At 44.2% G+C, this 16,438-nt stretch carries 13 protein-coding genes; 1 reads left to right on the top strand and 12 read right to left on the bottom strand.

From position 1 onward, the window contains the following. Nucleotides 1-11 precede the first annotated feature (11 nt). Both PPIS_RS01645 and PPIS_RS01640 read right to left on the bottom strand, forming a co-directional pair. A complete protein-coding gene (locus PPIS_RS01645) occupies nt 12-977 on the bottom strand; it encodes an AraC family transcriptional regulator (protein WP_010369486.1) in 966 nt (321 codons plus the stop codon). Continuing rightward, the gene (locus tag PPIS_RS01640; RefSeq protein WP_010369489.1) at nt 961-2,334 is read right to left on the bottom strand and encodes an MATE family efflux transporter; all 1,374 of its coding nucleotides are present in this window, start codon (nt 2,332-2,334) and stop codon (nt 961-963) included. Before PPIS_RS01640 ends, PPIS_RS01645 begins: the two co-directional genes overlap by 17 nt. A gap of 237 nt (nt 2,335-2,571) precedes the next feature. Here PPIS_RS01640 and PPIS_RS01635 point away from each other — a divergent pair, with 237 nt between their 5' ends. Next, nucleotides 2,572-4,026, top strand: a complete 1,455-nt coding sequence (locus PPIS_RS01635) for a hypothetical protein (protein WP_010369491.1) — start codon at nt 2,572-2,574, stop codon at nt 4,024-4,026. Nucleotides 4,027-4,069: 43 nt separating this feature from the next. On the opposite strand, the gene PPIS_RS01630 is transcribed toward PPIS_RS01635, so the two are convergent. The 10 genes from PPIS_RS01630 to hrpB form a co-directional block, all read right to left on the bottom strand. Further along, nucleotides 4,070-5,341 carry a sensor histidine kinase gene (locus tag PPIS_RS01630; RefSeq protein WP_010369493.1) on the bottom strand — a complete coding sequence of 424 codons (1,272 nt, stop codon included), beginning with the start codon at nt 5,339-5,341 and terminating at the stop codon, nt 4,070-4,072. Next, a complete protein-coding gene (locus PPIS_RS01625) occupies nt 5,334-6,668 on the bottom strand; it encodes a sigma-54-dependent transcriptional regulator (protein WP_010369496.1) in 1,335 nt (444 codons plus the stop codon). The genes PPIS_RS01630 and PPIS_RS01625 overlap by 8 nt, the downstream gene beginning before the upstream one ends. A gap of 40 nt (nt 6,669-6,708) precedes the next feature. Beyond that, entirely contained in the window at nt 6,709-9,135 is a 2,427-nt protein-coding gene (locus tag PPIS_RS01620) for an ABC transporter permease (RefSeq protein ID WP_010369499.1), read from the bottom strand. Then, complete coding sequence (locus PPIS_RS01615; protein WP_010369501.1) at nt 9,135-9,857, bottom strand: ABC transporter ATP-binding protein; 723 nt, start codon at nt 9,855-9,857, stop codon at nt 9,135-9,137. Before PPIS_RS01615 ends, PPIS_RS01620 begins: the two co-directional genes overlap by 1 nt. An 11-nt stretch (nt 9,858-9,868) precedes the next feature. After that, a complete protein-coding gene (locus tag PPIS_RS25265; protein ID WP_019647282.1) occupies nt 9,869-10,663 on the bottom strand; it encodes an efflux RND transporter periplasmic adaptor subunit in 795 nt (264 codons plus the stop codon). Between the two features lie 99 nt (nt 10,664-10,762). Beyond that, entirely contained in the window at nt 10,763-11,062 is a 300-nt protein-coding gene (locus PPIS_RS25260; protein WP_248694122.1) for a hypothetical protein, read from the bottom strand. Between the two features lie 324 nt (nt 11,063-11,386). Continuing rightward, a complete protein-coding gene (locus PPIS_RS01605) occupies nt 11,387-11,614 on the bottom strand; it encodes a DUF1496 domain-containing protein (protein ID WP_010369505.1) in 228 nt (75 codons plus the stop codon). A 318-nt stretch (nt 11,615-11,932) separates the two neighbouring features. Further along, nucleotides 11,933-13,039 (bottom strand): hypothetical protein, encoded by a 1,107-nt coding sequence (locus tag PPIS_RS01600; protein WP_010369508.1) that lies wholly within the window; start codon nt 13,037-13,039, stop codon nt 11,933-11,935. 27 nt (nt 13,040-13,066) lie between these two features. Next, entirely contained in the window at nt 13,067-13,864 is a 798-nt protein-coding gene (locus PPIS_RS01595) for an MBL fold metallo-hydrolase (protein ID WP_010369511.1), read from the bottom strand. 61 nt (nt 13,865-13,925) lie between these two features. Next, nucleotides 13,926-16,436: an ATP-dependent helicase HrpB gene (gene hrpB / locus PPIS_RS01590; RefSeq protein ID WP_010369514.1), complete on the bottom strand. Its 2,511-nt coding sequence runs from the start codon at nt 16,434-16,436 to the stop codon at nt 13,926-13,928. Nucleotides 16,437-16,438: the final 2 nt, after the last annotated feature.

Below are 16,438 nucleotides of genomic sequence, written 5' to 3'. Positions count from 1 at the left end.
ACAATTTAATTTTATTTGAATTTTAGCGGCTTGACCTTTAACCAAATTTCCAGCGCAATCACCTTTTCACTTGGCGAGCCTTCATTTTCTCGTGAAATTACTTCCGGATAATGTTCTATTAAGGGCGCATCCTCTGGCTCGTATCCGCTTTGTGGCAGCCACTTTGCGAAAATATCTAATTGGAAACTCAACAAGTCTTTAATTGCTCCACGGTAATCAAAAATTGCGTATATTCCCGCGCTGAGCACATTGAGTTTATATGGCCGAGTCACCGCAGATTTTAACTCATCGTTAATCACAATTGCGCCATCGTAACGCGCTTTATCTAGTGGCGTAAAAACGGGATTATCATGACCAAAACCAAACTTTTGTACTTGGCTATAATCCAGTCCGTGTGCACTAGCCCACGCTGCAAGCTGCTGCCAACAGGCGCTTATTCCTTGCAATTGGTAGCCTTGTGACGCGCGTAAAGTACATAAGGATAGCTGTGAAATAGAGTGTAGTTTAACCGGCTGAATAACACTGTGTCGCTCAGCTCTTAAAGCGTGTATCCGGGTAAGTTGTGTCGTGTTAAGTGCCGGCTCAATGTTATTTTTTGCCACCAGCTTACGTAGTTGTTCTGTTTTTCGCACACTTGAAGGAGTCACACCAAAGTGCTCTTTAAATGCTCGCGAAAAGTTTGCACTGCCAGAAAAACCAAACTGTAGCGCAATATCTGTCACACTGTACTCTTCGGCTAGCAACAGCATATTGGCCGCGCGCTCCAACCTCACGCGATTAGTGTACTGGCTCAAAGATTCACCAATCACAGCTGCAAAAATGCGCTGGAAATGAAACTTAGAAAAATGGCTCAGGCTCGCCGCTTGCTGTAATGAAAGCGGCGACTCTGGATTGCTATGCACCCATTCAATGACAGGTTGTAACCGCCCTAAATATATCTCTTCAGCGCTTAACTTTTGCTCAGTTGATTGATGCAAGCTGTATCTCTCCCGATTGGCTCTTAGCTTGTTGATAGTGCCGCCAACACAGTTTAAGTGTTAACCCTGCCGCTATAAAATCGGCCCCTACAAGTGCCATAAATACACCATTTAAGCCAAAGTAGTGCGGTGCAATAACGATTAATGGAACTAGAATAAACATCACCTTCAAGGCGCTGTAAAAACAAGCGCGTTTGGCATCACCTTTTGCTTGATAAAATCCAGACGCTAAAATTACCACACCAAACAGCGGCATCCCCCAAAGTGCTGAGCGAAAAACGCGCTCTCCTATTTCGAGAAATTCACTCGCCTCGGTAAACAGGCTCAGCCATAGCCTCGGCAATCCCATCAACCCTAGCGTCAATAACAGCACAAATCCTGTCATACCTAAAAAAGCAATACGCGTACACGCTCTTACTCGCCCACTATGTCCTGCCGCTAAGTTATAGCCGACGATAGTTTGAAATGCGATCAACATTGCAATCGCGGGTAGAATTGCGAAATTAATAATACGTCCCAGCATGCCGTGGGCTACTACCCAATTTTCGTTTGCAAAAGACAACAGCTGCCAGTTAACCACCGCAGTTTGCACGCCAAGGCAAAATTGCGTGATTAAGATAGGCATACCGATTGCGAGGATCGGTAGCCAAGCACGAGGTTTCCAACACACCTTAATCGCAAGCAAGTCAGTACGCTTTCTTTTGAGCTGAAGCGCAATAACCAAAGCCCCCAATTGCGCTGCGATTGTCGCATATGCCGCACCTGCAACCCCCAAACCAAATTGCGCGATAAATAGATAATCAAGCAGTATATTGAACACAGCCGAGACTAATAACAACAGCATCATCAACTGCGGTTTACCCTGACCACGGAACATATCAGCCACAATTGGCAATAAAACTCCGCTAATGGCACAAAGATATAACGGCTGTAAGTAGCTAAGCGCATCCTTTACAAAAACCGCTTCCACTTGCAAAAGTGATAAAAGCTCAAGTGGATAAAGCCAACCAAGTATCAAGAATACCACGCTAACTATACCGCCAATTATCAGTCCATGACCGATAACCTCCGCGGCTTTATCCATTTGCTTTGCACCGATTAATCTTGTAATTGTGGCCGCCATACCTGCAGATACCATAGCGGTTAGCGCTATCATTAACACTTGCAGCGGGTAAACCATGGCCACAGCGCCAAATGCCATCTCTGACACATAGCGACTAATAAACCAGCCGTCGACCAAGGCATATAAACCCACAACGAGTAAACCGATACAAATGGGAATACAGGTTCGAATAAACAGCGCTAATATGGGCATCTCGGCGAGCTGCACAAGCCCTAATTGATTTTTATCTTTCATGTAAACTAATCCTCAGTTGCCATAACATGGCAAGATAAAACTACTTATATGGAGAGGTTACAAATTCCAAACAAAGATAAATATTCAAATATTGCGAAGTTGATGAAATTGACGCACAAAAACCGGCATAACAAAAAATCCCGCTACGATAACATTCTTTTACAACTCTATTTTGTTCCTAAGTTAGTATATTTTGTAACCGCTACTTCTTTGATTCACTTTTGAAAGGATTTTACTATGCGTTTAGGATTAACTATTGCAGTTGCAACTATTACCCTACTAACTGGTTGCGGTGGCTCTTCAACTGACTCACAAGACCAAGCACCACCGCCCAAAACGGTCACGCCACCACCCTCTCCCACAGAAAACAAACTCAATATCACGGCACTGGACCAAAACAATCATGTTTACTCGAGCAACTTGGGTTACACCACGACTTTGGAGCGCGTCTTCAACTTAAAAGACAACAAACTATTAGTGCTCGGAGAAACATCAAGTGTTGAAGAACTAGGTAATAAAGAAGGTTTTTATGCGATCACGAACCTAGATGGCCAAACTTATCAATATGAACAAACGCAAGAAGGATTTGTTGATGCCTGTGTTTTTGACTCAGGAGAATACGTCATAGGCAGATTTAAACGTGAAGATACTGATCGGTTCAGTGTACAACTTGAACGCTACGATGGCTCTGGTACTTTGCTACAAAGTGCTGAAATGAAGGCGTTATCAATGGACGTTAAATATGATATCCCAGCTGATAAGAGTGCTTGGCTTAAAAAGCCATTCACTATTATTCCGACAGACAATCCATTGAGTGAAATTCCATACACGCAAACTAGCATTACATGGTGGCGCTTTAACAATGTAAAATTCTCCTGCCATGACAACAACTTGTACGTCAGTTATAACAACGGAGGTCAAAAGATTGCGAAATACGACGTAAACCTCCAACTTAAGTGGCAAAAGCTGATTGATATTCGTTACTGGGCTAACAGCTCGCGTGCTTCTGAAGCAATTGAAATGGCGCTCTCTGAGAACGGATTTTTATACACAGTGCAACATATTAGTACTGATGCAATTCCTGCCTACAATCATAAATTTTCGACCAACCATGCGATACCCGATAACACGGATCAAAGTGCGATGCACATGATTGTAAAAACCTTTAATGTAGACGGTGAACAACTCAATGAACAATTTATCAGTGATACTGACTCATCGTTAGTGGAGGATGTTCAAGTACATCAAGACAGTGTATTTGTTGGTGTATCGGCACGTCGCAGCAAAACGGGTAGAACAAGATATTCAAGCGAATGGGATATTGGTTTAGTAAAAGTTTACCATGGTGAAAGGGCTGCCGAGCGTTATTGGTATGACTTAGATAAAGAAGATGTGCTACGTGGAGTAAAGATCAGCAACGGCACATTATTTGTGTACGGCCATACTGGTGGTGTACAAGTGGACACAAATAGCTGGGTTGAACATAGCAAGGCGTTTATTGGGGAAATCAACCTTGAAAACCTAGCCGATATTGCTGTTGAAACCACTAGCACCGCACGTTCCGCCAGTTTCCAAGACTTAACCATTCAAAATGGCGTGTTAAGCGCTGTGGGACTTGAGAATGCGCCCATGACACATTCTACTGATATCTCTATGGCGGGTCTGTTCATTAAAAAAACACTCGACGATTAGACCTGCTAAGTGGTGATAACGACCAAGTTATCACCACTTATTATTAACGCGAAAGCAAAGTAACCACAGCTTGAGCCCCTTTATTGTCCGATAAATTCGCTAAATGCAATTCCCCTTGCTGATTACGAATAAGCTCCCGGCTCAACACCAAGCCGATACCCGAGCCATTTGGTTTAGTGGAATAAAATGGTACAAAAAGGTTATCTGGATTGGCGATACCTGCGCCGTTATCTGCTAGGGTAAATCGCCAATTTTTTGGTTTATCTATGGTTAGTGTTATGCCATCATTCCCCGCAGATTGATTCGCTTGCTCGGCATTATTGACAAGGTTGATCATAGCCTGCGTTAGCTGAGCTTCATCACAATAAACCAAACCTATATAAAGCACCTTTATCTCAACACCGGGAAATAAAGCTTGCCAGCGCGATACCAGCAACTCTACCTCAATGCTTTGCATATCAACGGGTGGAAGCTGCGCTACTTGTGCGTAGTTTGCAACAAATTGCTGTAAATGAGCGGCACGGCTTTCTATTACACCGAGCATAGTTTGCTGCATCTCAGGTGAAATGATATTGCCATCTTGTTGTAGAGATTGCGCCATTGAGTAGACCGGAGTTAAGGTGTTTCGCACTTCATGATTGAGCACCGACAGTAGCTTTTGCCATACCTGCTTTTCATTATCTCGCAGCGCTTGCTCCACCGAGAAAAACACCAGTAATTGATAGACCCGCTGCCCCCGATATAGTTTATGAGCCGCAATGCTAAATCGAGAGATGTGCTGCGTATGCTGCCACTGTTCATCCACATACTGAAGCGCCAGTGCTTTCGCATGTGCACCATGTAACACCTGCTCTGGATACACGGTATTCATGGCATGATTGGCAAAATACACATGATGATGCCCATCAAGTACCACAATTGGCAGGGTGAGTTCGCTAATAAAATTAAATACAAAAGCTTCATTTTGACCATATTCTTGACGCTTTTGCTGTAATCGCTTGGCAGCTTCTTTGAGCTCGGCCTTGAGCAATTCAACCCGGCCCTTACGGTACTGCGCTAACTGCCAGACACCAAACTCCTCGTTGGTTACACCATCCAACTGGACAGCCAAATTTTCAAGCACCTGCATTACTGCCCGATAACCGTAACTCAGTGCGAATACAGAGGGGATCATCACACCGAGCAACAAAGTGATTGCACTTAACAGCGTAAGCTCAAAATAGCAGATCATCCCAAGCGCGAGCATAGTAAGTGTGCTTATAGGTATCGCAAAGCCCACCAATAACTTATGCTCAAGTGATGCCAGCTTAGCCATCAAGCTCTGCCTTTGGGCTAATATCATGCTTTTCTAGGCGTCGATAAATTGCAGATTTACTCAAGCCCAAAAACTCTCCAGCGGCCACTACATTGCCATCGAAATGGCGGATCGCTCTTGCAATCATGCGTTTTTCGGCTTCTTCAAGGCTCAAAAGTGGGATCTCTTGCTCTGGTACACCTTCCTCAAGCTCAATATCATCCGCAGTTATTTCAGGCTGAAGTCCTAAGATCACCGCTCGTTCAATGACATGAGATAGCTCACGAATATTGCCAGGCCAGCTGTAACTTAATAATTTGTCTAGCGCCGCAGTGGTTAGCGTGCGCTCCCGTCCGGTATCATTACCATGGCACCTAGTGTGTTTCGTTAAAAAATGGGCAGCTAAGTTTGGCAGCTCTGCTAATCTCGCTCTGAGTGGCGGTACCTTTAGCACCACCGTATTTAAGCGATAAAGTAAGTCCTGACGAAACTGCCCTGCGTTAATCGCTTCTGACAAATCCGTATTAGTGGCAGAAACAATCCGCGCGTTACTGCGGCGCGTTTCAGAATCTCCCACGACTTCATATTCACCCGTTTCGAGCACGCGTAATAGCTTACCCTGAAGTGGCAGCGGCAAGCTGCCGATTTCATCTAAAAACAAAGTGCCATTTTCAGCCATTTCAAACCGCCCAGTGCGGTTTGCTTTTGCATCGGTGAATGCGCCTTTACGATGGCCAAATAACTCACTTTCAAATAATTCTGTTGGAATAGCGGCCATATTTACGCTCACAAAAGCGTGCTCAGAGCGACAGCTAGTATCATGAATATATTTAGCCAACTGACTTTTTCCGCAGCCATTTTCTCCCAAAATAAGCACATTGGCATTGGTTTTTGCAACGCGCTGAGCTTGCTGAAATAACTGAGTGGTTGCGTTATTGCCTGCGTGTGGTTCATGTGATGACGATAGCGCTTCAGCACTTTTGGTGTAGCGTCTAACAGTGTTCAGCAGTCGCTGGTTTTGCCAAGGTTTTTCAATAAGGTCACATGCGCCCAGCTGCATTGCTTGGACCGCAAGCTCAACTTTGGCCCATGCGGTAATAACCACCACAGGCACACTTATTTGCGCTTGTCTCAGCCAACTAAGAAATTGCAGTCCTTCTTTTCCTGAGGTGGTATCTCTATTGAAGTTCATATCAAGCAAAATAAGCGCAACAGGCTGCTCTGATAACAAAGCTTTGGCTTCATCTGGGTGTGCAGCTTCAAGGCTCATAAAACCATGACTTTGTAGCACTATGGTGGCTGACATTCGCACGTCAGGGTTGTCGTCGATGATTAAAACTGGCGTCATCACTTCCTACTCATATTTTGTATGGGCTTACGCCCAAACTTTAATGTTTTAATGCACGCATTGGTGTCGAGTTTATTAACTGTCTCATTGGGTAAATCGCCGTGGCTAACGCAAAAGCCAACATGGTAACAATCACCACAAGCAACCAGCTAGATTTTGCCAACAACCAATCTGACGAAACACTCATATAAAATCCCGCAACAACCATAATGGCAGCCAACATCGCCACTAGCATGGGTGCGATGGTATCTGACAATAACAACCGAGATAAGCGGTGTCTTTTGGCACCAAGTGCCATTCGCATCCCAAACTCGTAGCGTCTTTGTTGAAAGCTATAGTTAAGCACGCCATATATGCCCACCCCAGATAACAATAAACAAAAACCACAAAGCGCAAAGCTTAGCAATAAAGTCAAACGCTCCAAATAGGTAATGCTTTGATATGTCTTTGTTAAGTTTGAAAAACGCCATATTCCCGCCTGACCATTCACGGTGCTGATGGCATTTTGGATCTGAGCGCGAGTAAGTGATGCTCCCGATTCCATTTCTATCATAAATGGATAACCCAAAGGCAGCGCAGGTAGCCAAACCGCTTTACCTTGAAGCTCATGATGACGTTTAGGATGGTTGAAGTTTTTTGAAATACCTACGATTTCAGCAGGTACATCTGGGTTAAAAATAAAATACGTTTCACCAATCACATCACCGCCCGGTTTTAACGCCTGTGCCGCGGCTGAAGAGACAATAGCCTCTTCCTTTTCGCCTCGAATTGCAGCCTCGCTAAACGTGCGTCCTGCAACGAGTTCAAGCCCAGTTAATGCAAAATAATCCGCCCCAACGTTACCTCTAACCATGCTCGGTGTCCATTCACCCGCCATATCCTGCATAGCAACCACAGGGACATCGCTTTGTAATGGACTTTCTCCATGGGCGACGCCTAACACGCCCTGAATGTTAGCCAACGCGAGTTTGAATCCTTCAATATTGGCGTAACGCGCGGGAAATGGAGTGGGATCTGCGGGAATATGCAGCATCACGCTATACATATTATCCAACTTTGTTCCGAGCGGTCTAAGCAAAGTATCGGCGCTTTTACATAGCACTAAGGTCGCCCCAAGCACCAGCACAGTGGTAAAAAACAGCTGTACCGCAACCAGTGTTTTTGTCGTCGTTGTGCGTACCGCTTTTACGCTACCCTTACCTGACGACTGCATGCTTTGCTTAAGTTGGCTAAAATCAATCATGCGTGAGGTGACAAACGCAAACAATAAAGCTAATAACAGCACGGTTAGGATAGCACTGAGCAGCACCGTGGTATCTAAGCTTAAAGTGTCAATCAGCGGCAAATAACCACTGGTGAGCGATTTAACTAACCTCAGCTCCCACGCGGCGATAAATAACCCCACCAGCACAGCGCTTGACACCAATAACAGCGCTTCTAGTAAGATTCCACGAAACAACAGCTTACGCTTTGCACCGAGCATAGCTTGTAAGGCCAGTTGCTGCTGGATGGTGTGAGCTCGAGAGATAAACAAATTACTTACATTAAAAATTGCGATGAGTACCAAGCATGACACACTCAACAATACGATAATGGCAAGCTTGTCATGTCCCGCCAGTTCTACGTCACGGTAGGAACGTACTATAGGTTCAATATCAAGTAACGCTTCGTCAGCCGATTTCCATTCGCTTTGGTGCAGTTGAGCATTTTGATATAGCTGCTCTGCGAGGATATCCTGACCACTATTGACTGGTAATATCGCCAGTAACTTCAAGTTGTTTAGTCTGCTACTCCACGGATGATACTCGCCGCGCTGATCACCAAAAAATCGCTCATCTTCAGAGAAACTAAGCCACAGCGCCCCATTTCCTTCACTTAAAAAGTAAGGATCAACATGCGTACGTGCAGCAACACCGACGATGGTGTACAGTCTGCCAACAATCCGCAGACTCTCCCCAAGCACACTGTCATCACCATTGAAGTATTGTTGCCAAAGTTTATAGGAAATAATGACCTCTGGATTTTTCTGGCTAATGCTTTTCGTCGGCGTTAGGTATCGCCCCAGTGCTAGCGGCATTTTCACCATACTAAAATAATCCGAACTTGCAAAAGTCAGCGTAAGCTTTGGTTTGCCAGCTAGATTTTCAACCACATCGGAAAAGCTACTGATCAAAGCTCGCTTTTCATACATGGAGGGACTCTGATACCAGTTCAGCATATTTTGAAAGCTTTGCAACCCTTCAGACATCCTATCTTGATATACGTTTTTTTGTTCTACTACCACAAATCTTGATTCATCTTCAATCTCAAGCGGCTTAATAAAAAAGCCACTAAATAGACTCAATGCGACAAAAAAACAGCTTAACGCGAGTGCCAACGTCAGTACTAATGTGATACAAAAATTCGGCACCTGAACCAAACTTTTAATTGCCAGCCCTAGTTGACGCCGAAATTGCAAAAACCCCATTACACCACCTCCGCAGTACAAATATCGCGTTTTGCAACGCTTGATGAAACCTGTACACCATCTAAAAGCTGAATTTGCCGCTTGGCATAACCTGCATAGCGAATATCGTGCGTCACCATGCAAATGGTTGTGCCTTGACTATTCAACTCCCCCAGCAAGGCCATTACCGCATCACCATTTTTAGAATCGAGGTTTCCAGTTGGTTCATCGACTAATAAAATACTTGGCTCGCCTGCAAGCGCACGCGCAATAGCCACTCGCTGCTGCTGGCCACCAGATAGTTGGTTTGGTTTATGTTTTGCTCGGTGGGACATTTCAACTTGCTTAAGTGCACCCATCACACGGCGCTCAATTTCGTCAGTCGCAAGCGCAGGCTCACGATATTGAAGCGGTAAAGCCACATTATCAAATACCGTTAACCCATCGAGTAGATTAAATGACTGAAAGACAAAACCGATATGCAAATTACGCAGCTCTGCTTGCGTGTCTGCGTCTAGCGTACTGGTTTCTATATCTTGGATGCGATAGCTGCCCGAAGTGATGTCATCTAATAGTCCAAGAATGCTCAATAGAGTGGATTTTCCCGATCCTGACGGACCAGTTATCGCAACGTAATCGCCCCTTTCAATTTCAAGGTTAATGTTGCTAATGGCGTGAGTTTCAACATCCTCGCCAAAGAACACTTTGCTCACTTGATGTAATGCCAAAATTGTCTTGTCCATTTGTTCTTCCTTTACCGATTGAGTGATTTAATTGTTATTTTTTCTAGGTGCTGGTAGTCAGACATTTCTGACACCACCACTTGCTCACCGGATAAACCGCCTTCAAGTACTTCTATGGCATTGCCGGCTAGTTTACCAAACTTAAAACTTTTTTTGATAAGCATGTTGTTTTGTTTATCTAAAACGAATAATTGACTATGAGATTGTGGAGTTACACGCGGTGGCTTAATCAGTGAAAGTGCGGCGGTCTTTTTTGCTGTAAAAATTTGCCCTTCAACAGTCAAAAGTGGGCGAGCATTGCTTGGCAGCTCTCCAAGTAATGTCAGTTCTATCGCAATACGCCCGTCTTGTACGATGGGCACAATGCGGCTAACCTTAGCCTCAACCTGACCAACAAAGGTGTCTACTAGCGCTCGTTGACCTAAGATAATCTCGCTTGCTTCTCGCTCTGGCACCATTAAGTCGGCTACCAAAGTTCGCTCACTACCCACCACAGCTAGCGCCTGCCCGCGTGTAATTGCTTGACCTTGACTGACATGTACTTGCTGCAACATGCCGCTGATCCCCGCTGTAACTTGTAATTGCTCCACCGCCTGAAGCGCGACCTGATAGCTCAGCTCATATTCTTTTAATAGCTCTAGCTCAATCTCAATTCTTTGCTTGTGTAAAGCACTGGTTTGGCTAAGTTGCTGCTGAGCAAGTTTTACTCGCTCGCTTAACTGGGCGACCGTTAAGATTGAGCGCTGATGATCTAAGCTTGAAACTATGCCTTGAGTGACTAATTGGCGCTCAGCCTGCTCTCGCAATTTGGCATTTTCAAGCTCACTGCTGAGTAGGGTATTTTGTCCTTTTAATACTAATCGCTCACTTTCTTGGCTTAGCCTTAATGCTTCAACATTGGCTTTTTACCTAGCGAGTACCAGTCTTTCTCGGTGGAGTTGCTGAGTTAACTCAGGATTGGTTAACTGTAAAATAACGGTGTCTGGCTCTACCCTGCTGCCAGGAAGATGCAGTACGGTTTCAACTTGCGCTGCAAATGCAGTTGTGATCTCTCTACTGATCTTTGAGCGTAATCGGCCATAGCCTTTAACACTAAATTCTATTGTCCCGGATTGAATAGAGGCAAACTTGAGTGTTTCAACATCTAGCTGATGCCTGTCCGGTAAGAACAACATACCAAAGAGTATAATTAGGGTGACAGTCACAATTAATCGCCACCTAAAAGCCTTGACAGGTGGTTTTGTCAGAGTCGTTTTAATATCCATCGCTTCACTGTATTAATTTTTTATACGTAAAAGCGACATCTATGCCAAAGTTAACCTATTGATTTATTGTATTTTTTAATTTTTTGTTTGTGTTTCTTTCCCAACAGTGGGACTGTGGCAGAGCTTTTCTGGGAATTTTTGAAGTAAATAATGAATGGGAAGTCTAGAAAGTAACTCTTAGTTACGCTTTAACTTGATCATAGTTAGAGGTGTACAACCGATGTAAGCTGCGCACCTATGATAGGTCGCGAAGTTTACAGCAAACTAGAGTGTCTTCCAGATCAAGATATTGTCCCCGCGTCTAACACAACGCTGCACGACATCGCCGATATAGTGTTTTGCGCCTTCAGAGAATTGTTTATCTGCGTAGTAGCAAAACTTTGTTGAGTCGTAAGTTTTTGCTTGTTTGTTATTTACTTCAACATTATTCGCTTCAGCAGCAATTGAAAAAACAGGTGCTAATAGCAAAACTGAAAAAATATATTTTATCATTTTAATTTCCTTTTTATTCAGCCCACAAAGCCTATGGGGTGTTTCATTTACATGTTAAGACGGGTATATCAACCGCAACAGCCAAGCTCTTATTACATTTCAACCTGCTCAGAAATTACCTAAAACAACTTAAAAGCAATAAAAACTGACTAATTTTAAATCGTACCTATTTCAATTCCAATGTCAATTATTTAACACCGACCACCGAATTCTAAAACTCTATAGAAGTCTTTAAGTATGATGCTAATCATATTAGCACTGGCCCTATTGAACTATATTTTATGTCTATATACGTGGAGGTATTCTTAGACTCTAATACTATAATCGCCAAATTGCTTTAAAGGTTTTACTCGCCAAATAGAAAAATAACAGCGGCATCAATACTAACTTCAGTACCAAAAGCGATACCACGTTTAAGAAGTCTATAAAAAGTGACTCAGCAGCATCGAGCATATCGCTAATACCACTAGAAACCGCTTTAATTGCTCGGCTTAGCGTCCCCTCATTGCTACCGTGAAGCTGCTCATTGAGCTTTTCGATTGCGTGTTGATGTTGATCTTTTTCTCTATTGATAAGCGCTATTTCAGTGTCGAGTTTTGTTTTATCGCTGGCCAATCGCTGCTGCTTTTCAATCAGTGGCTTAGCCTCTTCACTTTTGGTAAATGTTAGCCACTCGGATAAACTTCGGTTCGCTTGAGCCGCTTCAATATCACCTTCCAAAGCGGTAATTTCAGCATGTAGCTCGGTCGCTTCACCATGAAGACGGATCTGTTGTTTCGTCAATAGCGCTATTTGCTCACTATGGCTTTGCTTTTGACTGGCGATTTGAGCCTTTATTTTTACACTTTGTGTGCTGGTCTTTGTAGCTTGAGATTGAAAGAGGTCAACACTGCTCGACACCACTTCACTTTGTTTATTTATTTCTTGGTCCAGTAACAGTTGACTAGTGAGACCCGTCGATAGAATTACAAACGGAACCACAAAACGGATCAGTAGCATCGTGGCTAATATTTTAGTCCTTACCGTTTGCCAAAGTCCTAGATAGCAACACACGAAATACCCAATTACGGTGACGGTAAAAGCAACACTGAATAAAATATGAGTGGAAATAGTGTAGAGAATACGTTGTATAAACAAAGAGCCAATGGCTAGTTGCATCACATCAGAAATGTATTCGGCTAAATCATTGATAGGATCGAGTAGCTGCGCAGGCTGAATGCTTGCAACACCAATCCCAACCTCGGCAGATTGCAGCAAAGAAATAGCGCCATTTACCGTACGTGCTGAAGCATAGACAAGCGAAGACTGCAGTAGCGCATCATCAATAAAGGCCATCATGGCGGTATTAAACTCTGGCAACCAACTTATTACCACAAGGATGGCTAACAGAAAATATAACGCTATTTTTCCACTTTTTGTTTGCATATCAGCCTCAGCCTTTTAGCAGTTTTATTAAGCTTTATTCGCTTGCCCTAACACGGTAATAGTGCGCTCAATAAAACGGGTAAGCGCCCGCTCTGGAAGAAAAGGTTGTCGCCCTTCAAGATTAAACTGCGCTAATAAGCGCTTGATCTTAGCATCGTTCTTTATTTGCTCAACCGACTTACCCGCCTGATTCAAAATTTTAACCCGCTCAACCCAAGCGAATGTTTGAATTCTATGTTGTTCGAGTTCTCTTTTCGATGTAGGTTTGCCATGACCTGGCACTATCAACGTATTTTGATCGCCAATCGACAAAATCAAATCGACCGCTTTATTAAAACCCGTTAAGCCCCCGGCATAAAATGTTGGATGCCAGTTTGTGGTGTAAATGTCTCCGGTAAACAAAATATTGCTTGTAGGATGATAGAGGATGTTGTCATTGGCGGTATGTGAAACGGCTTGAGTATGCTTTATCACCCAAAGCTCCTTTAACCCTTGCGGGCTGTCAATAAGTGTAAAACCTTGCTGTTGGAAAAAAGCATTACCACCAGTATGATCCGAATGACTATGTGTGTTTAGCAGGTATTTTTTCTCGGTCTGAAAGCTATTCTGTATCAAATCATTGAGCTTTGGCAAATCCGCATCTTCAGTTGTAGGGTCAATGATCACCACTCCCCTTTTCGTTGCAAAGATCCCAATGTTTGTGCCATAACTTTTATCTCTGACGACTTTTGCTGTGTCAGATTGATAAAGCACTTCAAACTCACCGCTATAAGTTGGCTGAACAACAAATAAGCCCAATAAAATGAACGCCATAATAGACCGCATTTCACACTCCTTTATATTATTAGATTGCTCACGTTATAGCCATTATGACTTCTTTACAAGCCTATTTTCCTCTCGGTTTGATGGAGCGGCCAGGCTTTTCCTCAAGCGGTTTATCAGGCCATCTGTGTTTTGGATATCGACCACGCATTTCTTTGGCCACCTCAAAATAAGAAGTTTGCCAAAAGTTGCTTAAATCACTGGTGGTTTGGATTGGCCTTTTCGCTGGAGATAGCAGCTCAAATCGTACCGGGACTTGGCCGTTGGCGAGCGTTGGCGACGTCAATTGACCAAACATTTCTTGTAACACCACAGAAACGGTTGGCCCTTGGTGCTCATCGTAGCGGATCGCGACTCGCTTATCGCTTGGCGTGGTGTAAAACTCAGGTGCTTGCGCTTCGAGTTGCTGTTGCTGCTCCCAAGTGAGTGTCGCTTGAAGCAGGTTAAAAATATCCAGTTGCTTCAGTTGTTTGATAGTATTTACGCCCGTCAAATAGGGCAATAACCAAGTATCAAGCTGCGCTATCAAACTTGCCTCAGATATCAGTGGGAAGGTATCTAGCTGCTCACTTAACCATTTAGCTCGAGCGAGCCAAGCGTGACTTTTTGCCGACCAATTGAGTATACCAAGCCCTTCCGATGTGAGGATATCCCTTACACATTGGGCAAACGCTTCTTTGGGGATCTGACTCAGATTTTGCTCTTTTAATACCAGAGCATGATATTTAACTTGTTGCCGGCCCTGAACCGCTTCTTTTTTACTATCCAGTTGATACTGCACCGCCTCACTCAAGTATGGCGCTAGCTGCTCAAGTAATGTGCCCTTTTCGATTGCGCAGCTTAGAAATACTAAGCCATCCTTATTTTTGCCATCCACATCACAAACAATCAAATAGGTCTGACCTTGCAGCGGATCTCCGTCACGTAATGTTACCCCCCGACCATTCGCAAGCAAGTAGCGGTTATCCCCTTGAGGACGTTTTTGCGCAGCTCTGTCAGGAAAGGCATGGAGCAATAAAGTGGGCACTAAGGTTTGAATATCTACAAGGGTGATTGCTTCACTCTTGAGCCTAACTCCTAGTTTGTGTGCAAATGATTTGGCCAATTTTACGGCCTGCTCTGCGGCAGCTCTGTGCAAACGATATGCTTTGGCGGTACGGGTACGGTCTTGCACAAACTCAATCAACGCCAATACTCGCTCAAATATATCGCTTGTGTTGGCTTGTACTACAATATCGCGCTCGCTCAATATTGCCGCCAAAAAACAAGCTAGTTGTTGCGCAATTGGCGTCTCACATCGCAGTAGCATGCTGGCAAGACGAGGCGAAACACCCAGTTGTAGTGCACGCTGCCCAGCAGTTAACACTTTATTATGCGCATCGACCAAGCCAAGCGACTGATTCAATTGACAGGCCACCGAAAAATGTTGCATCGGTGGCGGTGTTAGCCAATTCGCGTCCTTGTATTGTGTCACTCCCCACGCACTTAGCTCTAACGCTAAGTCAGAAAGGTCAGTGGTGGTTATTTCTTCTGGCTGAAAGTCACTTAAATTATTATGCTCACTTTCGCGCCAAAGACGTAAACACTGGCCCGCTTGTAGACGACCTGCACGTCCTGCACGTTGTGTTGCTGATGCCTTTGAGATCATCACCGTATCTAGCCGCGAGAGACCGCTTTTAACGTCATAGGTTAAGCGTTTTTCAAGGCCAGAATCTATAACCATAGTGATCCCGGCTATGGTCAAACTGGTCTCAGCAATATTGGTCGCAAAAATAACACGTCTTGATGCACTGGCGCTTTTACTGAGCACCTTTTCTTGTTCAGATAAGGGTAATCCGCCGTACAAAGGCAGAAGCTCAACATTACTTTGTTCAAGCTCTTGGCACGCCTGAATGCAGCGCTGAATATCAGCCTGCCCGGGGAGAAATACCAATACATCGCCATCGCTTTGTAGAGTGAAAGCATGGCGCAGCGCACTTAACACATGATCTGCCAAGTAACGACTCGCTTTACCGACATATTCAATTTCAACTGGATAAGTTTTACCAGGACAAGATAACCTTGGTGCGCCATCCAAATAATTCGATAAAAGCTCGGTGTCTATCGTTGCAGACATCACCAGTAATTTGAGATCGTCGCGATACGCTTGTTGCACTTCAAACGCGAGCATTAAAGCTAAATCCGCATGAATCGAACGCTCATGGAATTCATCGAAAATAATAAGTGCAACATCACTGAGTTCAGGATCCGCTTGAAGACGGCGAGTCAATACGCCTTCGGTGACGATTTCCAAGCGGGTGTTGGATGAAACACGTTGCTCGTTTCGAATTTGATAGCCTACTCGCTCGCCGACCGATTCTCCCAGCTGTTTGGCTAAATAGGTCGCAATAGATTTTGCCGCCACACGACGTGGCTCAAGCATAATTATTTTTTTACCTGAAAAAATATCAGCTTGCAGTAAACGCAGCGGCACTAAGGTCGACTTACCTGCGCCGGGTTCGGCCTGTAATACCAGACGGTTATCATTGGTTAAAGTGGAAATGATCTCGGGGATGAAGGCTTCAATCGGCAGCAAAA

The sequence above is a fragment of the Pseudoalteromonas piscicida genome (assembly GCF_000238315.3).
Classification (GTDB): Bacteria; Pseudomonadota; Gammaproteobacteria; order Enterobacterales; family Alteromonadaceae; genus Pseudoalteromonas; species Pseudoalteromonas piscicida.
This window is presented reverse-complemented; position numbering and strand designations above follow the sequence as displayed.